Source organism: Mesorhizobium sp. ORM8.1 (genome assembly GCF_053005525.2).
This window is the reverse complement of the sequence record NZ_CM132600.1, coordinates 7113398-7135594: the sequence shown is the minus strand read 5'-3', so window position 1 is coordinate 7135594 and position 22197 is coordinate 7113398. Positions and strand designations below refer to the sequence as shown.

Genomic DNA, 22197 nt, shown 5'->3' with positions numbered 1-22197 from the left:
CCCTATCGGGGACTCTAAAGAATTCCAGGAAAAGTGTGAGCGGTTTTCCGTTCGGAATTGCGTAAAAACAAAGAGTTAACCTATCTACTCAGCCCAGAGCTCGCGACGCAACTCTTGCCAGCTCTCCTTATCGGGAGCGACCAGCAACCCGCCGTCGACATGCGACGGCAGATAGGTGCTGCCGTCGATCCGCGCGGCATGGCCGCCGGCCTCCTGATGGATCAGCGCGCCGGCTAGATGATCCCAAGGCATCAGCTTGTTGTAGACGACGAAATGCGCATGGCCGCTGGCCAGGAGCCGGTATTCATGCGCCGCGCAGCGATAGCCGAATTGCGACAGCGCCTTGGTATGGTTGCGGGCAAGCCGTGAACGCTCCGGCTCCTCAAGAAATTGCCAGGAGACCGCGCCCGTCATCTGCGACAGAGGCACCGGCGCCGCGACGCGCACCTTTTCCAGCGCGCCATGCGCATGGCGGATATGGCCGCCCGCGCCCTTGGCGCCGATCAGCCAGTCCTTGCCGACAGGATCATGGATGATGCCGGCAACCGTCTCGCCCTTGACGACGACAGCCAGCATGACGCCGAACAAGGGCAAGCCGGACGCGAAATTGAAGGTGCCGTCGACCGGATCGATCACGAAGGCAAGCTCGGCATCGCCAAGACCATCAAGCAGCGCCGGATTGTCGGAGCATGCTTCCTCGCCGACCACCGTTGCGTCGGGATAGCGTTCGCGCAGCCTGGCGGTGATCAGCCTCTCGGCATTCACATCCGCCTCGGTCACCAGGTCGGCGGCCGACGTCTTCTGGCGGATGTCGCCCTCGCCCAGCCGGCGGAAACGCGGCATGATTTCGGCGGTTGCCGCATCGGCGAGAAGCTCGGCCAGCCAGTCGATCGCACGGTCGTCAAATGTCATCGGCTTGCCTTGTCGTGATGCTCTCGTTGAGCGCTGCGAAGTCGAACAGTTTTCGGTCGAGCAGATGCGAGGGCCGCACATTGGCCATGGCGCGGATCATCGTGTCCTTGCGACCCGGCAGGCGCTTCTCGATGTCGTCGAGCATTGCCTTCATCGCATTGCGCTGCAGCCCTTCCTGGCTGCCGCAGAGATCGCAAGGGATGATCGGGAACTTCATCGCAGTGGCGAATTTTTCGAGATCGACTTCCGCGCAATAGGCGAGCGGCCGCAGCACCATGACGTCGCCCTCGTCGTTAAGGAGCTTGGGCGGCATGGCGGCCAGACGCCCGCCATGAAAGAGGTTCATGAAGAAGGTTTCGAGAATGTCCTCGCGGTGATGACCGAGCACCAGCGCCGAGCATCCCTCCTCGCGCGCGATGCGATAGAGATGGCCGCGCCGCAGCCGCGAGCACAGCGAGCAATAGGTGCTGCCCTCGGGCAGCTTGTCGGTCACCACCGAATAGGTGTCCTGGTATTCGATGCGGTGCTGAATGCCGTTGGCATTGAGGTAATCGGGCAGGATGTGCTTCGGGAAATTCGGCTGGCCCTGGTCGAGATTGCAGGCCAGCAGCTCGACAGGCAGCAGGCCGCGCCATTTGAGATCGAGCAGCAGTGCCAGCAGGCCGTAGGAATCCTTGCCGCCCGAGAGCGCCACCAGCCAGCGCTCGTCGGGCTTGACCATGGCGAAATCATCGATCGCCTGGCGCGTCAGCCTGAGCAGCCGCTTGCGCAGCTTGTTGAACTCGACCGAGGACGGCACGTCGGCGAACAGCGGATGGAAACCGCCCTCGGCGATCGGTTCGAGTGTTTCGATGTCTGGCAGCATGTTCATGGCGCGACGGCCCCTGCGTGTGACTACCGCCCGGATTAGCGCATCGGCCGGAGAAGCGAAATTGATTTTAGCGACACACGGCACAAGCCGATGAGCGAAACAAAAAGGCCGCCTCGAAGGCGGCCTTTCCGATATCGCAGAAAAGCGTTCGCTTAGCGCGAATAGAATTCGACGACCAGGTTCGGTTCCATCTGGACAGCGAACGGAACATCCGCCAGGCCGGGAACACGGGCGAAGGTCGCGACCATCTTGTTGTGGTCGGCTTCGATGTAATCCGGCACGTCGCGCTCGGCCAGGCCGACCGACTCCAGCACGATGACGAGCTGCTTCGACTTCTCACGCACCTCGACGACGTCGCCCGGCTTGCAGCGGTACGAACCGATGTTGACGCGCTTGCCGTTGACGTTGACGTGGCCGTGGTTGACGAACTGACGGGCCGCGAAGATGGTCGGCACGAACTTGGCGCGGTAGACGACCGCGTCGAGACGCGACTCGAGCAGGCCGATCAGGTTCTCGGAGGTGTCACCCTTGCGGCGGTCGGCCTCTTCATAGACCTTGCGGAACTGCTTTTCCGAAACGTCGCCATAGTGACCCTTCAGCTTCTGCTTGGCGCGCAGCTGCAGGCCGAAGTCGGAAAGCTTGCCCTTGCGGCGCTGGCCGTGCTGGCCGGGGCCGTATTCACGCTTGTTGACCGGGGACTTCGGGCGGCCCCAGATGTTTTCGCCGAGACGGCGGTCGATCTTATATTTCGCGGATTTGCGCTTGCTCATCGCATTCCCTTTCAAAACAAAATACCCGAAACCCCATGGCTCCGGGCGAAGGAAACGCGCCCTCCTCTGGCCCCCGTTTTCGGGACCTGACAGGGTTTTCCACGCAAAGCGACGGAAAACCCACGGGACACGTCAGTTCAAACAAGATCGGCAACGACTGTGACAGATCTTGCATATACAAAACAAACACCGGACATCGCTGCCCGGCGTTGGCGGCTGGTTAAACCGAGATTTAACCGGTGTCAAGCTTGTGAGTGGCGCAGCGCAACGCAGCCCTATAGCGTTGAACACGTTGTGTGTGCCGGATATGGCGGGAGGTTTACGCCAGCGGCACCAGCAAGCGACTGGAGCTAGAGGAGCCCGATTAACATGAAGAAGTTCTTCCTTACCTTGGCCGGTGCCGCTGTACTGGCCGGATCGATGGCGGTTGCGCCGGAACCGGCGATGGCCCGTCATTGGCACGGGCACAAGCAGGTCTGCCGCGTCATCGTCAAGAAGAGGGTGGTGTGGCGGCACGGCCATCGCAGGGTGATCGTCGAAAGAGTACGGCGCTGCCACCGCTGGTAAACCAGGCGGGTAGTCAAAGGGCCAGCGATCAATCGCTGGCCCTTTTTTCAGCGGCTGTTGTCAGGGGTCTGGCTCGAAGCGCTCAATCCTTGGATTTTTTCTCGGGCAGCCCTTTGCGCTTCGTCTCGGCGAATTCCTCGAGCTGCGTTTCACTCATCGATTCATACATACCCTTGGAAGCGCCCTTGAGCTCGCTCTTCTTGGTCTCGCCACGTTTGGCAGAGAGCGCGGCGCCGGCGGCTTTCTGCTGGGCTTTCGAGGTGGCAGGCATGGCCGTTTCTCCTTTGCTGTCAGGAGAAACGCCGCGCTTCGGCGGCAGTTCCGTCGCAGCGGCTGAGTTCCCGGTCCGCTTGGTGCAGCCCATCAGGCTGCCGGCTCCGGCCATTTTCCGTGGCGGCCTTCCCGCGCCTAGAAGCCCAGTGTAGGACGGACGGCATGAAATCACTGACCGACCCCTCACAGGCACTCTCCGCCGGTCTTTCAAAAATCCGCACCGCGTTCCACGTGCCGGATGGATTTCCGCCGAATGTAACGGCCTCGGCGCAGGCGGCGGCCAAGCGTGTGCCCGACCAGCATGTCGATCGGACGACGGTGCCCTTCGTGACACTCGATCCGGCGAGCTCAACCGATCTTGACCAGGCGTTCTGGATCGAGGCGAGCGGTAGTGATCTTCTGTTGCACTATGCCATTGCCGACGTCGCCTGGTTCGTCGAGGACGGCGACGCGGTGGATCTCGAAGCCTGGACGCGGGGCGAGACGCTTTACCTGCCGGACGGCAAGGCCGGGCTTTACCCGCCGGTGATCGCCGAGGCCGCGGCGAGCCTGTTGCCCGACGGACCGCGTCCGGCGGTCATCTTCACGGTTCGCGTCGCCGAGGACGGCGCGGTGAGGCTGGACGGCGCCGAGCGCGCAATCATCCAAAACCGCGCCAAGCTCGCCTATGACAGCGTGAAGGCCTCCGATGTTCCGGCCGGCTTCGCGGAGTTGGCGCGGCGCATGGCGGCAAACGAAGAGCGGCGTGGCGCCTCCCGTGTCGACCCGCCCGAGCAGGAAGTGGAAAGGCTCGCCGATGGCAGCTTCCAGCTTTCGTTCAGGCCGATCCTGCAATCCGAGCAAGACAACGCAGCACTTTCGCTGGCCGCCAACATGGCGATTGCCGACGCCATGCTGGCGCACAAGACCGGGCTGTTCCGGGTCATGTCGGGGCCTGATGCTTTCAAGGTGCAAAGGCTGCGCAACGCGGCGCAGGCCCTCGGGCTGTCCTGGCCGGCCTCGACCAGCTTGCGCGACTATCAGCGGACCCTCGATCCGACCAACAAGCAGCAGGCGGCGCTGATGCTGGAAATCCGTCGTGCAGGCAACGGCGCGTCCTACCAGCCCTATCAGGAAGGCGTTGTCCCCTGGCATGAGGCGATGGCTGCGACCTACCCCCACTCTACCGCGCCGCTCAGGCGACTGGCCGACCGCTACGTCGTGCGCTGCACGCTGGCAATCGCCAATGGCCAGCCCGTGCCGCTGGCAGTAAGCGACGCATTCGCCAGATTGCCGAAGGTGATGGGGCGTGCGGATGCCCGTGCTTCACAGATCAACCACGCGGCGATCGACCTTGCCGAAGCGGTCATGCTGAAGGGACACGAGGGCGAGATTTTCAACGCCGTCGTCACCGACATCGTCGACCAAGGCGTGCGCGTTCACCTTGCCGACATGCCTGTTGTTGCCAACGTCAAGGCCTCGGGGCTCCGGCAAGGTGACGGTCTGAAGCTAACGCTGGTCTCGGCCGATCCGGATCAACGCAGCATCGTCTTCCAACCTGCTTGAGTGGCAGGTCCCAGGTGTATTGATATTCAGGTCAGGCCCGCATCACCTGAATACCAATACGCCTTAGCGCGTCGTCAATCCAAAGCCCTGGATCAGGCGTCTCGTGGCGAAGTCCACCTTGCCCGAGGTGAAGATGGCGATATCTGGCTCGTTCTCGGCTGAAGGCTCGCCCACGGGATCAAGCAGCGACATGGCGCGCCGTGCGATCGCCTCCGCCGGATCGATCCAGTCGACCGGCCAGGGCGCCGTCTTGCGCATGCGATTGACCAGAAACGGGTAATGCGTGCAGGCCAGCACGACGATATCGGTGCGATTGCCGTCGCGCTCGATGAAGCATGGCGCGATTTCGGCGCGCACGGCCTCCTCGTCGACAAAGCCCTCGCGCATATAGGTTTCGGTCAGCCCCGCCAGCCTGTCGCTGCCGACCAGGCGCACGTGGCATTTCTGCGCCCATTTGCTGATCAGGTCGCGTGTGTACTGACGCTTCACCGTGCCCGGCGTCGCCAGCACCGAGACCAGGCCGGAGCGCGTCCGCTCGGCCGCCGGCTTGATCGCCGGCACGGTGCCGACGAAGAGATGGTCGGAGAATTTTTCGCGCAGCGCATCGATCACCAGGGTCGAGGCGGTGTTGCAGGCGATGACCGAGATCGCGGGTTTAAACCGGTCCAGCAATGAGCCGAACAGCGCCAATATATGGGCGTTCAACGCCGGTTCTTCCCAGGCGCCGTAAGGAAATGCCGCGTCGTCGGCAACGTAAACGAAGCGGCGGTCCGGCATCAGCACGCGCGCCTCGCGCAGCACCGTCAACCCGCCAATGCCGGAATCGAACATCAGGATCGGCGGCTGGCTTGATCGATCGCTCATTGTCATCCGGTCACAGGAAGAACCCGGCCCGTGATCGGGCCGAGAGCGCTTCTATCGCGAATGATCATGGTCTTGAAGTGGCGAATGCCCGCAGCTTTTGCGCAGTCGTCAGCCTCACACCCCACGCTTGCCGAAGCCGGCCGGGCGTGGCCGGCCAAAAGGCTGCGGCGCGGGCGGAACACGGGCAGCGGCGGCACGCGGCGCGGCCGGGACACTGCTTGTCGCGACACCCGCGGCGCGGGCGGGCGTTGGCAGCGGACCGTCAAAGTCGAACGTCGAGGTCAGCTCTTCGATGTTGCTGCCGGCGACAGGCTTCGCCCACAGGATTGTGCACCAGAGGCCGAATATGGAAAGCCCGAGCAGGTTCAGGCCGCCAGGCACGCTTTCTGGATCGCTGAATTTCATGACCAGCAGCGTGCCCGCTTGCAGGAAGGCGTAGAAGCCGGAAAGCACGATATAGGACCACACGACCCAGCGGTATTTGTTTGCGTCGCGGCCACGGCGCAGGGCGATGTTGCCGCGCAGCGCGACAAAGATGAGCGAGAAGACCAGGGCGGCGCCGGCCAAGCCTTGCCGCGATGGGCCTGGCGCCGAATCGAGCAGCCCTTTGAAGCCGATCGTGGCGATGATGCAGATGATGATCGCTACCACCTCGCCTACCCAGAGGCCGAGAGAGTAGAGAAAGAAGCGCATGCGGCCAATATTGGACGTAAACATATGCCACCCCCATCGTTCCAATAAGGATGGATCAAAACCGAATAATATTCGGTTACTTCAAATGTTCGGAGCTTATCGATTTTAACTTTCTTTGTCCGCCGCACGACTTCGCGCGGGTATTCGCCTCGGATCGTCACCCGGCGAGCCGTCGCCACGCGGCATGGCCGGCGAAAACCTGTCGAGCGAGGAGATGATGCCGCGCAATACTTTCAACTCCTGTTCAGCGAAGCCAGCGCGCGTCAGCACGGCGCGCAGATTGTCGACCATCTTCGGCTTCTTCTCTTCCGGCCGGAAGTAACCACGCGCCTCAAGCGCCCCCTCCAGATAAGCAAACAGGCTGTGCAGCTGTTCCTTCGACGCCGGCACAAGCTCCGGTCCGGAGAAGTTGGTCGCCGTCTCCTCGGCGAGGCCTGATTTCATCCACTCATAGGACATCAGCAACACGGCCTGGGCGATGTTGAGCGAGGAAAAACCCGGATCAACCGGAAAGGTGACGATCTCGTCGGCGAGCCCGACCTCGTCATTGTAGAGGCCGAAGCGTTCGCGGCCGAACAGTATCCCGGTGCGAAGCCCTGCCTCGGCGCGGGCGCGCAGCGCCCTGCCCGCCTCGACCGGACCGCGCACCGGCTTGAAGCCGTCTCGCTCGCGCGCCGTGGTGGCGAAGACGAAGTTGAGGTCGGCGACCGCGGACGCAAGGTCGTCAAACACCCTGGTGGCATCGATGACATGGTCGGCGCGGCTGGCGGCGGCGCGCGCCTTTTCGCTCGGCCAGCCATCGCGCGGATTGACCAGGCGCAGCTCCGACAAACCGAAATTCGCCATCGCCCGGGCCACCATGCCGATGTTCTCGCCGAGCTGCGGCTCGACCAGGATGATCGCCGGTCCGGCGGATAAGGTCTTGGTTGCGTCTTCTAGGGCGGGCATGGCGGTCGGTAACCGATGTTTGCGGCGTTTCGGCGTCCCCTGCCACATCCGACGCCGAAAATGAAGCATTCACAACAGCGGCACTCGTCCAACATGAGGCGGATCGCGGTTTGCGCGCTCAAAAGGCCTTTGATATACGCTCCCCATCCCCGGCCGAACGCCATGCGGGCAAGGCCGTTCAGATCCCCAGCAACGAGGCATTCTTTCCATGGCGAAGATCAAGGTGGCGAACCCGGTCGTCGAACTCGACGGCGACGAGATGACCCGCATCATCTGGCAGTTCATCAAGGACAAACTGATCCACCCTTATCTCGACCTCAAACTTGAATATTACGACCTCGGCATCGAGCACCGCGACGCCACCAACGACCAGGTGACGATCGACTCGGCCAACGCCATCAAGAAATGGGGCGTCGGCGTCAAATGCGCCACGATCACCCCCGACGAGCAGCGCGTCGAGGAATTCAAGCTGAAGAAGATGTGGAAGTCGCCCAACGGCACCATCCGCAACATCCTCGGCGGCACCATCTTCCGCGAGCCGATCATCATGAAGAACGTGCCGCGCCTGGTGCCCGGCTGGACCAAGCCGATCATCGTCGGCCGCCACGCCTTCGGCGACCAGTACCGCGCCACCGATTTCCGCTTCCCCGGCAAGGGCAAGCTGACGATCAAATTCGTCGGCGAGGACGGCCAGGTGATCGAACACGACGTGTACGATGCCCCCGGCGCCGGCGTCGCCATGGCCATGTACAATCTCGACGAGTCGATCCGCGAGTTCGCTCGCGCCTCGCTGAATTACGGCCTGCTGCGCAACTATCCGGTCTATCTCTCGACCAAGAACACCATCCTCAAGGCCTATGACGGCCGCTTCAAGGACATCTTCCAGGAAGTCTACGAGGCGGAATTCGAGGCCGAGTTCAAGGCAAAGAAAATCTGGTACGAGCACCGCCTGATCGACGACATGGTGGCCTCCGCCCTGAAATGGTCGGGCGGCTATGTCTGGGCCTGCAAGAACTATGACGGCGACGTGCAGTCCGACACGGTTGCACAAGGCTTCGGCTCGCTCGGCCTGATGACTTCGGTGCTGATGACGCCCGACGGCAAGACCGTGGAGGCCGAAGCCGCGCACGGCACCGTCACCCGCCACTACCGTCAGCACCAGAAGGGCGAGGAAACCTCGACCAATTCGATCGCCTCGATCTTCGCCTGGACGCGCGGTCTGTCACATCGCGCCAAGCTCGACGACAATGCCGAATTGAAGCGGTTTGCCGACACGCTGGAGAAGGTCTGCATCCAGACCGTCGAAAGCGGTTTCATGACCAAGGACCTGTCGCTGCTGATCGGTCCCGACCAGCCCTGGCTGTCGACCACCGGCTTCCTCGACAAGATCGACGAGAATTTGCAGAAAGCCATGGGGTGAGGAGCGGTGCGCGGTGCCAGCGAAAAGGTTCACCTTTGCGCTGGCAACAACGCCGATCTGTGTCAGGCTATATTCAAGGCGCATGGACTAAGTGATCGGAGGAACGACTCCTTCTGGTCAAGCGAGGAGAAAGCACCATCCTACTACCCTAATGCTGTCAGCCTGGACGCCGTTTCGACGGCGGCTCAGCTTATGGAAGTAGCCCGGTTGACATCCGTTCTCGCCAGCTTTGCAGTCAAGGATGGGTTTTTCTGTCTTGATCTCCAACCGTTAGGGTTCTCCCAGCTCTTCGAAGCCAGCTGGATCTGGATGGACCCGGCTCATCTGACCACGACGCCTTTCGGCTGGGAGCGTGTTGAAGACGCTGCCAGCTTGGAAATGTGGGAGTTTGCCTGGGCTGATGGATCATCTCTCTCAAGTGGCCGTGTCTTTCCACCGACGATCCTGGCCGACCGCGAGATCGCCGTCCTTGGAAGACGGACGGCCAATGGCTTCACCGCAGGCTGCATAGCTAACAAATCAGAACTGGTGGTTGGCGTGTCGAATGTCTTTGCCGCGGATGGCAGGTCGACATATCGAGATGCTGCGCGGGCCGCAGCCAATGCATTTGGCCGGGGCCTTGCCTTGGTAGGATATGATCGCGGCGACGGGCTACGTGATGCACTGGCCTGCGGTTTTGACGCCATCGGCGCATTGCGCGTCTGGATGAGGGACTTTAGGCAAGACGAGACGGAGCGCGGCTCGCCGCACTACCACCATGGCAAAGAGTGATGACAAATGGCAAAGCCGATCCTCTACGGCGCCGATTACAGCGTCTATGTGCGCATCGTCCGGATGGCGCTGGAGGAAAAAGGCGCCGACTATGAGCTTGTGCCACTCGACATCTTCGCCGCCGAAGGCATTCCGGCCTGGTATCTGGAGCACCACCCGTTCGGCCGCATCCCGGCCTTCGAGCATGACGGTTTTCGCCTGTTCGAGACGAGCGCGATCGCGCGCTATGTCGATGAGGTCTTCGACGGTCCGGCGCTGCAGCCGGCCGACGCGCGCGGCCGGGCCAGGATGACCCAGATCACCGGCATGCTCGACGCCTATGGCTACCGCACCATGGTCTGGGACGTGGCGGTCGAGCGGCTGGAGCAAGCTCAGCCGGACGAGAGCCTGATTGCCGCCGGCCTTATGCAGGCGGAGACGGTGCTCAAGGTGCTGACCTCGCTGAAAATGCAAGGACCGTGGCTGCTCGGCGACCAGCTGACGCTGGCCGATCTGCATGCGGCGCCGATCATCGCCTATTTCGTCAAGGTCGCTGAAGGGCGCGACTTGCTGGCGCGGTTTGCGGATATTCGCGACTGGTATGGGCGGGTGACTGAGCGGCAGAGCTTTGTGCGGACGGAAAAGGTCAACTAGGTTGAGTGAGCTTCTTTAAGGCTGGCGCTGCCCCTCATTGCCCTGCCGGGCATTTCTCCCCGTAAACGGGGAGAAAGAAGCTGGCCGCAACGCCGGCGCCCTTCTTGCAACATTGGCGATGAGCGAAAGCCGCGACAACAGCCCCTTCTCCCCGTTCTACGGGGAGAAGATGGCGGCAGCCAGATGAGGGGCAGCACTGCCGCATGAGAGTCTGGCGCGCCTAGCCTGAGGCCAAGCCAAACTCGCCAGCCTACGCCGCCTCCAGCGCCGCCCGCACCGCCGCGATCGCGTCATTGGCCTTCGACGCATCGGGGCCGCCGGCCTGCGCCATGTCAGGGCGTCCACCGCCGCCTTGCCCGCCGAGTGCTGCGGAAGCGACGCGCACCAGGTCGACGGCGCTGAAGCGGCCGGTGAGGTCGTCGGTGACGGCGACCACCACGCTCGCCTTGTTGTCCTCGCCGGCGCCGACGAAGACGACGACGCCGGAGCCCAGCGTCTTCTTGCCGGCATCGGCGAGCGGCTTCAGGTCCTTGGGCGCCACGCCGCTGACCGCCTTGCCGAGGAAGCCGATGCCGGCAACCGTCTCATTGGCCGCCGGAGCATCGGCAACGGCGCCACCGCCGAGCGCCAGCTTCTTGCGCGCCTCGGTCAACTCCTTCTCGAGCTTCTTGCGCTCCTCAAGCAGCGTCTCGACGCGCGCCGGCACATCGGCCGGCGAGATCTTCAGCGTCGCCGCCGCGGCCTTCAGGCGCTTGTCCTGCTCGTCGAGATGCTTGCGCGCCGCTTCGCCGGTCAGCGCCTCGATGCGGCGCACGCCGGCCGCGACCGCGCTGTCCGACAGGATGCGCACCAGGCCGATATCGCCGGTCGATCTGACATGCGTGCCGCCGCAGAGCTCGACCGAATAAGGACGGTTGGCCTTGGCGCCGTGCACGCCGGTGCCCATCGACACGACGCGCACCTCGTCGCCGTATTTCTCGCCGAACAGCGCCATGGCGCCCTCGGCAATGGCGTCGTCGACCGACATCAGGCGCGTCGTCACCGGGCTGTTCTGCACGACGATCTCGTTCGCCATGCGCTCGACCTCATCGAGATCCTGCGCCGAAATCGGCTTGTTGTGCGAAATGTCGAAGCGCAGCCGCTCGGGCGCCACCAGCGAGCCTTTCTGCGCCACATGCGTGCCCAGCACCTCGCGCAGCGCCTCGTGGATCAGATGGGTCGCGGAATGGTTGGCGCGCAGCTTCGAGCGGCGGGCATGGTCGACCTTCAGTTCAACGGCTGTACCCGTCTTGACGGTGCCGTTCGCGACCTTGCCGATATGGACGAACAGGCCGTCGGCTTTCTTCTGCGTATCGGAAATCTCGATCGAGAAGCCGTCGCCGGAGATTACGCCGGTGTCGCCCATCTGGCCGCCGGACTCAGCGTAGAACGGCGTCTGGTTGACGACCACGGCAACGGCATCGCCCTGATCGGCGCTGTCGATGGTCTTGCCGTCCTTGACCAGCGCCTGGATCAGGCCTTCGGCAGCTTCAGTCTCATAGCCGAGGAATTCGGTCGCGCCGGTCTTCTCGCGCACCGCAAACCATACCGTCTCGGTCGCCGCTTCACCCGAGCCCGCCCAATGCGCGCGCGCCTCGGCCTTCTGCCGCTCCATCGCGTCGGTGAAGCCGGCAAGGTCGACCGAGATGCTGCGCTGGCGCAGCGCATCCTGCGTCAGGTCGAGCGGGAAGCCATAAGTGTCGTAGAGCTTGAAGGCCGTCTCACCGTCCAGCATGTCGCCGGCATGCAATGTCTCGGTGGCTTCTGAAAGCAGGCCAAGGCCGCGCGTCAGCGTTTTGCCGAAACGCGTCTCCTCGAGCTTCAGCGTCTCGGCGATCAGTTCCTGCCCGCGTAAGAGTTCCGGATAGGCCTGGCCCATCTCGCGCACCAGCGCCGGCACCAGCTGCCACATCAAGGGCTCCTTGGCGCCGAGCAGCTGCGCATGGCGCATGGCGCGGCGCATGATGCGGCGCAGCACATAGCCGCGGCCTTCGTTCGACGGCAGCACGCCGTCGGCCACCAGGAAGGACGACGAGCGCAGATGATCGGCAATGACGCGGTAGGACGCGACATTCTCCGCATCCGGGCCATGGCCGAGCGCTGACGAGGCGGCGTCGATCAGGTGGCGGAACAAGTCGGTCTCAAAGACGCTTTCCACGCCTTGCATGATGGACGCCATGCGCTCCAGGCCCATGCCGGTGTCGATCGAGGGACGCGGCAGATCGATGCGCTCTTCCTTCGTCACCTGCTCATACTGCATGAACACCAGGTTCCAGAATTCCAGGAACCGGTCGCCATCCTCTTCCGGGCTGCCGGGCGGGCCGCCCCAGATGTGCTCGCCGCGATCGATGAAGATCTCCGAGCACGGGCCGCACGGGCCGGTATCGCCCATCGCCCAGAAATTGTCCGAGGTCGCGATGCGGATTATGCGGTCTTCCGAAAAGCCGGCGATCTTCTTCCAGAACCCCGCCGCCTCGTCGTCGGTGTGGTAGACGGTGACCAGCAGCTTGTCCTTGTTCAGCCCGAACTCCCTGGTGATCAGGTTCCAGGCAAGCTCGATGGCGCGTTCCTTGAAGTAATCGCCGAACGAGAAATTGCCGAGCATCTCGAAGAAGGTGAGATGGCGCGCGGTGTAGCCGACATTGTCGAGGTCATTGTGCTTGCCGCCGGCGCGCACGCTCTTCTGCGCCGTCGAGGCACGCGAATAGGGACGCTTCTCCAGGCCGGTGAAGACGTTCTTGAACTGTACCATGCCGGCATTGGTGAACATCAATGTCGGATCGTTGCGCGGCACCAGCGGGCTCGAGGCGACGATCTCGTGCCCTTCCTTGCGGAAGTAGTCGAGGAATGTCGACCGGATCTCGTTCACGCCAACCATTGCATACTGCCTTTTCACGAAAACCGCCGGCACGGCCGGCGGCAATGGGTTTTGTGTCTAAAGCAATTCCAGGAAAAGTGCGAAGCGGTTAAGTTCGGCGACTTCGCCGTAACCCTCCGTCCGGAATTGCGTCGAAACAAAGAGATGGATTGGCCTTTTAGCGATAGGCCTTGGCCCTGTCCAGAAACACGGGACTAAGCATGTCGCCCAAAACTGCGCAGCGGTTTTGGGGAAACGATATGCGCAAAAACAAAGCCTGCGCGTCGCCTGAATCCGTTTCAGCGCGACGCGCTTTAAGCCAAGCCAGAGAGCCCCGCGCTCGAATTCCGGCGCTTAAAACGCAAACCGCCGGCACGAGGGCCGGCGGTTCAGGAACGCGGTACTACAGAACTCAATTACATAAGCATATGCCGATATGCCAGGATTGTGGCCGAACTCCGGCCAAGCCAGCTAACTGTCGGCATTATTCCGGACATTGCTGGGGTCCAGCATCTTACACGGCGCCGGCTTCGTCCTCGAAACCGTCATCGCCATTGCCCTCGGATCTGTCATTTTCGAGGAATTTCTCGGCGATCAGACCGGCATTCTGGCGCAACGCCAGCTCGACCTCGCGCGCGGTGTCGGGATTGTCGCGCAGGAACAGCTTTGCGTTCTCGCGGCCCTGGCCGAGGCGTTGCGAATTGTAGGAGAACCAGGCGCCCGACTTCTCGATGACGCCGGCCTTGACGCCGAGATCGACCAATTCGCCGGTCTTCGACACGCCCTCGCCATACATGATGTCGAACTCGACCACCTTGAAGGGCGGGGCCAGCTTGTTCTTGACCACCTTGACGCGGGTCTGGTTGCCGACGACCTCGTCGCGGTCCTTGACCGAGCCGATGCGGCGGATGTCGAGGCGCACCGAGGCGTAGAATTTCAGCGCATTGCCGCCGGTGGTGGTTTCCGGCGAGCCGAACATGACGCCGATCTTCATGCGGATCTGGTTGATGAAGATGACCATGGTGTTGGAGCGCGAGATCGAGGCGGTCAGCTTGCGCAGCGCCTGGCTCATCAGGCGGGCCTGCAGACCCGGCAGCGAATCGCCCATCTCGCCTTCGATTTCGGCGCGCGGCGTCAGTGCCGCGACCGAATCGACCACCAGCACGTCGATGGCGCCGGAGCGCACCAGCGTATCACAGATTTCCAGCGCCTGCTCGCCGGTATCGGGCTGCGAGATCAGGAGGTTCTCCAGATCGACGCCGAGCTTGCGGGCATAGACCGGATCGAGCGCGTGTTCGGCATCGACGAAGGCGCAGATGCCGCCCTTTTTCTGGGCTTCCGCCACCGTGTGCAGCGCCAGCGTCGTCTTGCCCGAGCTTTCCGGCCCGTAGATTTCGACGATGCGGCCGCGCGGCAGGCCGCCGACGCCGAGCGCGATGTCGAGGCCAAGCGATCCCGTTGGCACGGTTTCGATCTCGACTACCTGCTCGTTGGCGCCGAGCCGCATGATCGAGCCCTTGCCGAAGGCGCGCTCGATTTGCGACAGCGCCGCATCCAGAGCCTTTGATTTGTCCACTGCCTTGTCCTCTACAAGCCGCAAAGAATTCTGAGCCATGATACATCACCCCTTGGTCGTCAATGAAGGCCGGACAATCCGTAATCCTTATTAGTTTGTACCTTTTTTGTTCTCATTTGGCAAGTGGCAACAAACATTTGAAAAACAATCAATATCTGGATTTGTTCTATTTTTGTCTCACCAGGGTTAGTCGCGGCCGCGGCGACTGGTCCAGAAGCGACGCAAGCCCCCGGCCCCGAATCGCTGCCGATCGCGAAGCCCTGCGCGAACATTGCGAGGCGGTGAGCGGAAATCTAGTGTGCGCGACCGAACGATCAACAAGGTAATCCCACCGCATGCCGACATCCCCGACAATCCTGGCGCTGGGCGGCGCCCACATCGACCGCCGCGGCCAGGTCTCGGGCGCCTATGTGCCCGCCGCCTCCAATCCGGGCGTCATGCGCGAGGATGTCGGCGGGGTTGTCTTCAACGCGTTGCGCAGCGTGGTGAAGCGCGGCGTGTCGGCATCGCTGATGTCCGTGCGCGGCGGCGACGCGGCGGCAGACACAGTTGCCTCGGCCATCGACGATGCCGGGATAACCGACCTCTCGGTGGTGTTCCTCGACCGCGTCACGCCGAGCTATACTGCCTTGATCGACGCAGAGGGCGAGCTGATCGTCGGCCTGGCCGACATGGCGCTCTACGATCTCGCTTTTCCCAAGCAGATAAGACGCGCCAAGGTGCGCGAGGCGATCGGCGCCGCCGACGCCATTTTGTGCGACGCCAATTTGCCGACGGCGGCGCTGGAGCGGCTGACGGCGCTGGCCGGCGACCGTCCGGTCTTTGCCATCGCCGTCTCGCCGGCCAAGGTCGTCCGCCTGGCGCCGCTGCTTGGCGCGCTGTCGCTGCTCTTCATGAACCGCCGCGAAGTGGCAGCACTTGCCGGCGCCGATCTGTCGGACGGGGACGCCGTCGGCAGACTGAGGCAGGCCGGCCTCGGCGCCGGCGTGATCACGGCCGGCAGCGCCCCGGTGCTGGGCTTCGACGACAGCGGCATGTTCGAAATCGATCCGCCCGCGCCACGCCGGATTGCCGACGTCACCGGCGCCGGCGATGCGTTGACCGGCGCCACGGTCGCCGCGATGCTGCGCGGACTGCCCTTGCGCTCCGCCCTGCGCGAGGGCCTCGCCGCGGCAATGCTTGCCATCGAGGGCGTCGAGGCCGTGCCGGCCTTCACGGTGGCGAGCTTCGCGCAGGCGCTCGCCCTTGTGCCGCAGGCGCGGGAAGTGGCATAGGGCCAAAGAATCATCTTGCCGGAGCTCAATTCTCCGGATCGGAGACAGACATGACACCGCAAACCGCCAGCCCGTTCATCGACATCCATCCGCCGGTCGCCGAAGCGCTCCGCGCCGGCAAGCCGGTGGTGGCGCTCGAAAGCACCATCATCACCCACGGCATGCCCTATCCCGACAATGGCGCGATGGCGGCCAAGGTCGAGCAGATCATCGTCGACGGTGGCGCCGTGCCGGCGACGATCGCCGTGGTCAACGGCCGCATCAAGATCGGGCTTTCCGATGGCGAGCGCGAATCGCTGGCCATGACCGGCGACGCCATGAAGCTGTCGCGCGCCGATCTCGGCTTTGCGGTGGCGCAAGGCCGTACCGGCGGCACCACAGTCGCCGCCACGATGATCGCCGCGCATATGGTCGGGATAACGGTCTTCGCCACCGGCGGCATCGGCGGCGTCCACAAGGGCGCGGAAAAGAGCTTCGACATCTCGGCCGACCTGGATGAGTTGGCGCGCACCCCTGTCATCGTCGTCTCGGCCGGCGCCAAGGCGATCCTCGACATCGAAAAGACGCTTGAAGTGCTGGAGACGCGCGGCGTGCCCGTGGTCGGCCACGCCTGCGAGACCATGCCGGCCTTCTGGTCGCGGCAATCGCGCTTCCGCGCCCCCTCACCCTGCACAAGGCGGAAGAAATCGCGCGGTTCTACGAGACTCGGTCCGCGCTGGGCCTGGGCGGTGGCATCCTGATCGCCAATCCGGTGCCGCAGAATGACGAAATCCCAGCCGACGAGATGGCCGGCTACATCGAGGCCGCGCAGAAGGCCGCGGAAGCGCAGAACGTCACTGGCAAGGCGGTGACGCCGTTCCTGCTGGGAAAAATCCTGGAACTGACCGGCGGCCGCAGCCTCAAGACCAACATCGCGCTGGTCGAGAACAATGCGCGGCTGGCGGCCGAGATTGCCAAGGCGCTGTAGGCCTCACTTCCCCGCCCTTCGTCCGGCCTCATGCGCGCGGCGCGCCCAGACATTCATCTCGTCGGGATCGTCAAGCGCGCTGTCGGGAATGCTCCAATACGGCATCGCGACCTGCTTGCCATGCCGTGAGCCGGTATAGGTCCACTGCTTGCAGCCGGCGGCCTCGAAGTCCGGCGCGCTCTGCTCGTCGGCCTTGAGCAGCAACTCGCCGCGCAGCACGATGGCCACGATCACGCCGTCGAAATAGATGCCCTTGCCGCCGAACAGCCTGCGGATGCTGACCGAGCCTAGCCCCTCGAACAATTCGGCGATGCGTTCATTGTCCATGGCGCTATCATGTCACCGGCTTCCGGTCTTGTCATGGCCGCAACCAAAAGCATGCTGACAAGTTGAAATCTGGAAACGGAGTACCTTCATGCCTGTCCTGCTCAAAGGCTCCTGCCGCTGCGGCGCCGTCCGCTTCGAGGTGGAAAGCCACACGCCGGTGCCGTTCATGCTCTGCTACTGCTCGATCTGCCGCAAGCAGCAGGGCGGTGGCGGTTTTGCCATCAATCTCGGCGCCGACTACGAAACCATGAACATCAGGGGCAAGCGCAGCCTCGGCGTCTTTCGCGCCGAGATCGAGGACGACGAGCATCCTCATTGCGAGATCTCGACCGGCGAGCGCAATTTCTGCAGGAAGTGCGGCGCGGCCCTGTGGCTCTACGACCCGACCTGGCCGGAGCTGGTGCACCCCTTCGCCTCGGCAATCGACAGCGACCTGCCGAAGCCGCCGGAGAAGGTGCATCTGATGCTGAAATACAAGGCCAACTGGGTCGAGCCGGTGATCGGCAAAAAGGACAAGGTCTTCGACGTCTATCCGGAGGAGTCGATCGCCGACTGGCACAAACGGACAGGGATGTGGGTCGATTAGCCTTCTTCGCCCCGTTTACGGGGAGAAGATGCCGGCAGGCAGAGATGAGGGGCGGCGCCAGCATCGGACAGGACGAAATTACCCTCATCCGGCCCTTCGGGCCACCTTCTCCCCGTAAACGGGGCGAAGGAAAATCAGGCGGAGGCGCGCGCTTCGGCCAGCGCCTTGAGATCGGCAGGCTTCAATTCGACCGATTCGCCGCAGCCGCAGGCCGAACTCTGGTTCGGGTTGTGGAAGGTGAAGCCGGTGCGCAGCGTCGTCTGCTCGAAATCCATCTCGGTGCCGAACAGGAAAAGCGCGGCTTCCGGCGCGACATAGACATGGGCGCCGTCGCGCTCGATATGGTCGTCCTTGGTGTTCGGCTCGGTCACCAGATCGACCGTGTATTCCATGCCGGCGCAGCCGCCCTTCTTGATGCCGAGCCGGATGCCATGCGCGTTGTCGCGCGTGGCGACGATCTCGCGCACGCGGTCGGCGGCCTTTTCGGTCATCGTGATGACGGCGAAGCGTCCCATGCTTTTTCTCCGCGTTCACGCAGGTTCAAGGCCTGCGGAATGAGTCTTCCTATAAAATGGTGAAGTTTGCTGGCCGGCGCAACCCCAGAAAGTTGCCCCCCTCTCGTCATCCAGGTTCAGCCTCATTTACCCCATGCACCGAAGCCCACAATCCAAGTCGCCTTGCACCATTTTAATCGCTATACTGGTTCAAACTTTCTATAGGAACAACCTTGACTGGTGGCCCATCCATCCCCTCAGAATCCGAATCTGGCGTCGACGTCGACAACCTTATTGTCTTCACCGAAGATTATGATGTTAAGATTAATAACTTTCTAGGATTCGCGATAATATCTTCTGTTATCCTTATTGGATTTATAGCTCTATATAGAGGTAATGGTTTAGCATATGATGCAATTTTCATACTTTTACTATTGTATGTAATTTTTACATGCTCGATATTTACCTATCAAATATTTCGACAAAATCGTTCGGTGACACTCTCTCCCGATGGATTGAGAGATTCCAACATCATGACCGAATTTGTCCCATGGTCAGCGGTCAACCAGGTTACAAAATACCCGATGTTCATACACCTGGGACTGAAGCCGGGCACGGGCAGGATTCTCAAGTTAAACTGGCGGGGGCAGCATTTTTTCCTGAAGAAGGACGAACTCCAAATAGCGTTTGGGAGTGGCATGATGGCGCTTGGAACACGCATAGACCCCGAGCGGTTTTCGGAAGTGGTCAAAGCGTATGCCCGTGCGTACGGACATGACGTCAAATAGAAGCTCTCAGTACCAACCCACCGCGACCTGCGCCTCTTCCGACATGCGGTCCGGCGTCCAGGGCGGATCGAAGGTCATGTTGACCTCGACGCCGGACACGCCTTCGACGGCGCCGACGGCGTTTTCCACCCATCCGGGCATTTCGCCGGCCACCGGGCAGCCCGGCGCGGTCAGCGTCATGTCGATCTTGACCGAGCGGTCGTCCTCGATGTCGATCTTGTAGACGAGGCCAAGCTCGTAGATGTCGGCCGGGATTTCCGGGTCGTAGACCGTCTTCAGCGCCGAGACGATGTCGTCGGTCAGCCGCGCCAGTTCGTCGGCGGGAATGGCCGAGGCCGAGACGATGCCGTTGGCAGCCGTTTCCGGCGCGGTCTCTGCGGTGGTGCTCACATCATCCATCATCGTCATCCGAAGAATTTTCGCGCCTTTTCCAGCGCCCCGGCCAAAGCGTCGACTTCGGCCCTGGTATTATACATGCCGAACGATGCCCTGCATGTGGAGGTGACGCCGAAGCGTTTCAACAGCGGCTGGGCGCAATGCGTGCCGGCGCGGACCGCCACACCCTGCCTGTCTATCACCATCGAGACGTCATGGGCATGAATTCCCTGCAATTCGAACGAGATGATGGCGCCCTTGCCCGGTGCGTCGCCGAAGATGCGCAGCGAGTTGATGGCGCGCAGCCGCTCATGAGCATAGGTCTTCAGGTCCGCCTCATGCGCGGCGATGCGCTCGCGGCCGACCGTCTCCATATATTCCAGCGCCGCGCCCAGGCCGATCGCCTGCACGATCGGCGGCGTGCCGGCCTCGAAGCGATGCGGCGGGTCGTTGTAGGTGACGATGTCCTCCGTCACCTCCTCGATCATCTCACCGCCGCCCATGAAGGGCCGCATCTGCTCGAGCATATCCTTCTTGCCGTAGAGCACGCCGATGCCCGACGGCCCGTAGACCTTGTGTCCGGTGAAGACGAAGAAATCGCAGTCGAGGTCCTGCACGTCGATCGGCATATGGACAGCGCTCTGGCTGCCGTCGACGAGCACGGGAATGCCCCGCGCATGCGCGATGCGCACGATCTCCTTGATCGGCGTCACCGTGCCCAAAGCGTTGGACATCTGCGTGATGGCGACAAGCTTGGTGCGGTTGGTCAGCCGCTTCTCGAATTCCTCGATGTGGAAGGCGCCGAGATCGTCGACCGGCACCCAGACCAGCTTGGCGCCCTGCCGTTCGCGGATGAAATGCCAGGGCACGATGTTGGAGTGGTGCTCCATGATCGACAGCACGATCTCGTCGCCCTCGCCGATCCGCGGCATGCCATAGCCATAGGCGACCGTGTTGATCGCCGAGGTCGTGTTGGACGTGAAGACGATGTTGTCGGTGCTCGGCGCGTTCAAAAACCGCTGCACGGACTTCCGCGCCTTCTCATAGGCATCGGTCGCGGCGTTCGACAGGAAATGCAGGCCACGATGGACGTTGGCGTATTCCTGGCTGTATGCGTGCTGGATGGTGTCGAGCACCACCTGCGGTTTCTGCGCCGACGCGCCATTGTCGAGGTAGACGAGCGGCTTGCCATAGACTTCGCGCGACAGGATCGGGAAATCGCGGCGGATCACCTCGACATCATAGGGGGTGGTTTCGATCTTCTGGTCCATCACAAGCTCTCTTGAGGCACCGCCTCGTTCCGTCACGCGCCCCTCGTCCGTCTCGGCGCTAACGCCGATCCACCTTCTCGCACAAGGGGAGAAGGAAAGGCGCTAGCCATGCGCCACGAACCAGCCATCGAGGCGGGCCTCCAGCGCCTCGACAAGCGCCTCGTCGTCGAATTCTTCGATCACTTCGGCGACGAAAGCCTTCACCAGCAGGCCGCGCGCGCTCTTCTCGTCGATGCCGCGCGCCATCAGATAGAACAGATGGTTGTGGTCGATCTCGGTGACGGTCGCACCATGGCCGCAGACGACGTCGTCGGCGAAGATTTCCAGCTCCGGCTTGGTCGAGAACTCGCCATCATCCGACAGGAGCAGCGTATTGCAGGCCATCTTGGCGTTGGTCTTCTGCGCGTATTGATGCACGTTGATGCGGCCCTGGAAGACGCCGCGCGCCTTGCCGGTCACCACATTGCGGATCACCTCGGTCGAGGTCGTGTGCGGTACGGCATGGTCGAGCACCATGGTAACATCAGTGTGTGTATCGCCGGCGAGCAGATTGACGCCGCGCAGCTTGAAGTCGGCGCCTTCGCCCGTCGTCCTGACCACGACCTCCTGGCGCACCAGTCTCGCCGCCGGCGTTCATCACGAACAGCGTCAGCTTCGCGTCCTTGCCGATATGCGCCTTGAACTGCGCCAGGTGCGTCGCCGTCTCCGGCTGTTCCTGGACAATCAGCCAGATCACCTCGGCGCCCTCGTCAAGCACAAGCTGGCTGACCGAGCTGACGAGCGCATCGTTACCGTCACCGGTTTGCCGCTCGACGATGATCGCCTTGGCGCCGGCGCCAACCTTGTCAGCAGCCGCACATGCGCCTGGCCTCCGGCCTGCAGGTTCTGCAATTCGATCGGCTTTTCCAATTCCGTGCCGTCGGCGATCTCGACGAAATAGCCGTCGGCGACGAAGGCCGTGTTGAGCGCGCCGATCGCGTCGTCGGAACCGTAAGGGTCCAACCCCGGCGCCACGCTGCCATCGGTCAGCTTCTCCGACAGGCGCTGCACGGCAACGCCTTCGACCTGGGGCAGTTTTGTCTGCGACACGCCGTTCAGCACCGGCAGGACGGCGGAACCGTCCAGAATAGGAGCCAGCGCTTTTGCGACAGCATCGGCCTCGAAACCCGGCACCGCCGTCAGCAGGCGACGCAAATCCGTATAGTGCCAGGATTCGACGCGCCGCGTCGGCAGGCCGTGCTTGATCGCCTCGATGGCGTCATCGCGCTTGGTCATCACCGCGCCGTCGCCCGGCAGCAGCGACAGGCGCTCGCCGAAGGCGTCGATCAGCGCCGTCTCGGCCAATGTCCGCTGGGGCTGTGCATGCATGTTCATCG

Annotated in this window: 21 protein-coding genes and 2 pseudogenes; 9 read left to right on the top strand and 14 right to left on the bottom strand. The window is 62.7% G+C overall.

The window, feature by feature from the left end; genetic code table 11:
* Nucleotides 1-84: 84 nt before the first annotated feature.
* The 3 genes from ACVDG8_RS35545 to rpsD all read right to left on the bottom strand — a co-directional run bounded on the left by ACVDG8_RS35545 (nt 85) and on the right by rpsD (nt 2553).
* Nucleotides 85-912, bottom strand: a complete 828-nt coding sequence (locus ACVDG8_RS35545; RefSeq protein WP_447252645.1) for an inositol monophosphatase family protein — start codon at nt 910-912, stop codon at nt 85-87.
* Nucleotides 902-1783 (bottom strand): tRNA 2-thiocytidine(32) synthetase TtcA, encoded by an 882-nt coding sequence (gene ttcA / locus ACVDG8_RS35540; protein WP_447252644.1) that lies wholly within the window; start codon nt 1781-1783, stop codon nt 902-904. Before ttcA ends, ACVDG8_RS35545 begins: the two co-directional genes overlap by 11 nt.
* A gap of 152 nt (nt 1784-1935) precedes the next feature.
* Nucleotides 1936-2553 carry a 30S ribosomal protein S4 gene (rpsD, locus tag ACVDG8_RS35535; protein WP_455707445.1) on the bottom strand — a complete coding sequence of 206 codons (618 nt, stop codon included), beginning with the start codon at nt 2551-2553 and terminating at the stop codon, nt 1936-1938.
* Nucleotides 2554-2922: 369 nt separating this feature from the next.
* Here rpsD and ACVDG8_RS35530 point away from each other — a divergent pair, with 369 nt between their 5' ends.
* Nucleotides 2923-3120 carry a hypothetical protein gene (locus ACVDG8_RS35530; RefSeq protein ID WP_140506376.1) on the top strand — a complete coding sequence of 66 codons (198 nt, stop codon included), beginning with the start codon at nt 2923-2925 and terminating at the stop codon, nt 3118-3120.
* An 82-nt stretch (nt 3121-3202) separates the two neighbouring features.
* Here the strand turns inward: ACVDG8_RS35530 and ACVDG8_RS35525 are convergent, their stop codons facing one another.
* Nucleotides 3203-3391 carry a DUF3008 family protein gene (locus tag ACVDG8_RS35525; RefSeq protein WP_447252643.1) on the bottom strand — a complete coding sequence of 63 codons (189 nt, stop codon included), beginning with the start codon at nt 3389-3391 and terminating at the stop codon, nt 3203-3205.
* A gap of 164 nt (nt 3392-3555) precedes the next feature.
* Between ACVDG8_RS35525 and ACVDG8_RS35520 the strand changes: the two genes are divergently transcribed.
* Nucleotides 3556-4938 carry an RNB domain-containing ribonuclease gene (locus ACVDG8_RS35520; protein WP_447252642.1) on the top strand — a complete coding sequence of 461 codons (1383 nt, stop codon included), beginning with the start codon at nt 3556-3558 and terminating at the stop codon, nt 4936-4938.
* A 63-nt stretch (nt 4939-5001) separates the two neighbouring features.
* Here ACVDG8_RS35520 and murI read toward each other — a convergent pair whose 3' ends face one another.
* From murI to ACVDG8_RS35505, 3 genes are all read right to left on the bottom strand, one after another.
* Nucleotides 5002-5802 carry a glutamate racemase gene (gene murI / locus ACVDG8_RS35515; RefSeq protein WP_447252641.1) on the bottom strand — a complete coding sequence of 267 codons (801 nt, stop codon included), beginning with the start codon at nt 5800-5802 and terminating at the stop codon, nt 5002-5004.
* A 114-nt stretch (nt 5803-5916) separates the two neighbouring features.
* Complete coding sequence (locus ACVDG8_RS35510; protein WP_447252640.1) at nt 5917-6519, bottom strand: hypothetical protein; 603 nt, start codon at nt 6517-6519, stop codon at nt 5917-5919.
* Between the two features lie 81 nt (nt 6520-6600).
* Entirely contained in the window at nt 6601-7443 is an 843-nt protein-coding gene (locus ACVDG8_RS35505; protein ID WP_447252639.1) for an RNA methyltransferase, read from the bottom strand.
* 208 nt (nt 7444-7651) lie between these two features.
* On the opposite strand from ACVDG8_RS35505, the gene ACVDG8_RS35500 reads away from it, so the two are divergent.
* From ACVDG8_RS35500 to ACVDG8_RS35490, 3 genes are read left to right on the top strand one after another with little or no spacing between them, the layout of a single operon-like run.
* Nucleotides 7652-8863: an NADP-dependent isocitrate dehydrogenase gene (locus ACVDG8_RS35500; RefSeq protein ID WP_447252638.1), complete on the top strand. Its 1212-nt coding sequence runs from the start codon at nt 7652-7654 to the stop codon at nt 8861-8863.
* 6 nt (nt 8864-8869) lie between these two features.
* Nucleotides 8870-9634, top strand: coding sequence for a hypothetical protein (locus tag ACVDG8_RS35495; protein WP_447252637.1), 765 nt, complete (start codon nt 8870-8872; stop codon nt 9632-9634).
* A gap of 6 nt (nt 9635-9640) precedes the next feature.
* Nucleotides 9641-10267, top strand: coding sequence for a glutathione S-transferase family protein (locus tag ACVDG8_RS35490; protein WP_447252636.1), 627 nt, complete (start codon nt 9641-9643; stop codon nt 10265-10267).
* Nucleotides 10268-10517: 250 nt separating this feature from the next.
* Here the strand turns inward: ACVDG8_RS35490 and alaS are convergent, their stop codons facing one another.
* Nucleotides 10518-13184: an alanine--tRNA ligase gene (alaS, locus tag ACVDG8_RS35485; protein WP_447252635.1), complete on the bottom strand. Its 2667-nt coding sequence runs from the start codon at nt 13182-13184 to the stop codon at nt 10518-10520.
* A 493-nt stretch (nt 13185-13677) separates the two neighbouring features.
* Nucleotides 13678-14778 (bottom strand): recombinase RecA, encoded by a 1101-nt coding sequence (recA, locus tag ACVDG8_RS35480; protein ID WP_447252634.1) that lies wholly within the window; start codon nt 14776-14778, stop codon nt 13678-13680.
* Between the two features lie 296 nt (nt 14779-15074).
* Between recA and ACVDG8_RS35475 the strand changes: the two genes are divergently transcribed.
* Nucleotides 15075-16013: a carbohydrate kinase family protein gene (locus tag ACVDG8_RS35475; RefSeq protein ID WP_447252633.1), complete on the top strand. Its 939-nt coding sequence runs from the start codon at nt 15075-15077 to the stop codon at nt 16011-16013.
* Between the two features lie 50 nt (nt 16014-16063).
* Nucleotides 16064-16980 (top strand): annotated as a pseudogene (locus ACVDG8_RS35470) (pseudouridine-5'-phosphate glycosidase).
* Nucleotides 16981-16983: 3 nt separating this feature from the next.
* Here the strand turns inward: ACVDG8_RS35470 and ACVDG8_RS35465 are convergent.
* Nucleotides 16984-17307 (bottom strand): TfoX/Sxy family protein, encoded by a 324-nt coding sequence (locus ACVDG8_RS35465; RefSeq protein WP_447252631.1) that lies wholly within the window; start codon nt 17305-17307, stop codon nt 16984-16986.
* An 88-nt stretch (nt 17308-17395) separates the two neighbouring features.
* Between ACVDG8_RS35465 and ACVDG8_RS35460 the strand changes: the two genes are divergently transcribed.
* Entirely contained in the window at nt 17396-17893 is a 498-nt protein-coding gene (locus ACVDG8_RS35460) for a GFA family protein (RefSeq protein ID WP_447252630.1), read from the top strand.
* A 134-nt stretch (nt 17894-18027) separates the two neighbouring features.
* Here the strand turns inward: ACVDG8_RS35460 and sufA are convergent, their stop codons facing one another.
* Nucleotides 18028-18408 carry a Fe-S cluster assembly scaffold SufA gene (gene sufA, locus ACVDG8_RS35455; RefSeq protein WP_013532156.1) on the bottom strand — a complete coding sequence of 127 codons (381 nt, stop codon included), beginning with the start codon at nt 18406-18408 and terminating at the stop codon, nt 18028-18030.
* Between the two features lie 512 nt (nt 18409-18920).
* On the opposite strand from sufA, the gene ACVDG8_RS35450 reads away from it, so the two are divergent.
* The gene (locus ACVDG8_RS35450; protein WP_447252629.1) at nt 18921-19175 is read left to right on the top strand and encodes a hypothetical protein; all 255 of its coding nucleotides are present in this window, start codon (nt 18921-18923) and stop codon (nt 19173-19175) included.
* 6 nt (nt 19176-19181) lie between these two features.
* Here the strand turns inward: ACVDG8_RS35450 and ACVDG8_RS35445 are convergent, their stop codons facing one another.
* The 3 genes and pseudogenes from ACVDG8_RS35445 to sufD form a co-directional block, all read right to left on the bottom strand.
* Nucleotides 19182-19574 carry an SUF system Fe-S cluster assembly protein gene (locus ACVDG8_RS35445; protein ID WP_447257178.1) on the bottom strand — a complete coding sequence of 131 codons (393 nt, stop codon included), beginning with the start codon at nt 19572-19574 and terminating at the stop codon, nt 19182-19184.
* A gap of 5 nt (nt 19575-19579) precedes the next feature.
* On the bottom strand, nt 19580-20821 hold the full coding sequence (locus ACVDG8_RS35440; protein WP_447252628.1) for a cysteine desulfurase: 1242 nt from the start codon (nt 20819-20821) through the stop codon (nt 19580-19582).
* A gap of 102 nt (nt 20822-20923) precedes the next feature.
* A pseudogene (gene sufD, locus ACVDG8_RS35435) lies at nt 20924-22195 on the bottom strand (Fe-S cluster assembly protein SufD).
* Between the last annotated feature and the right edge of the window lie 2 nt (nt 22196-22197).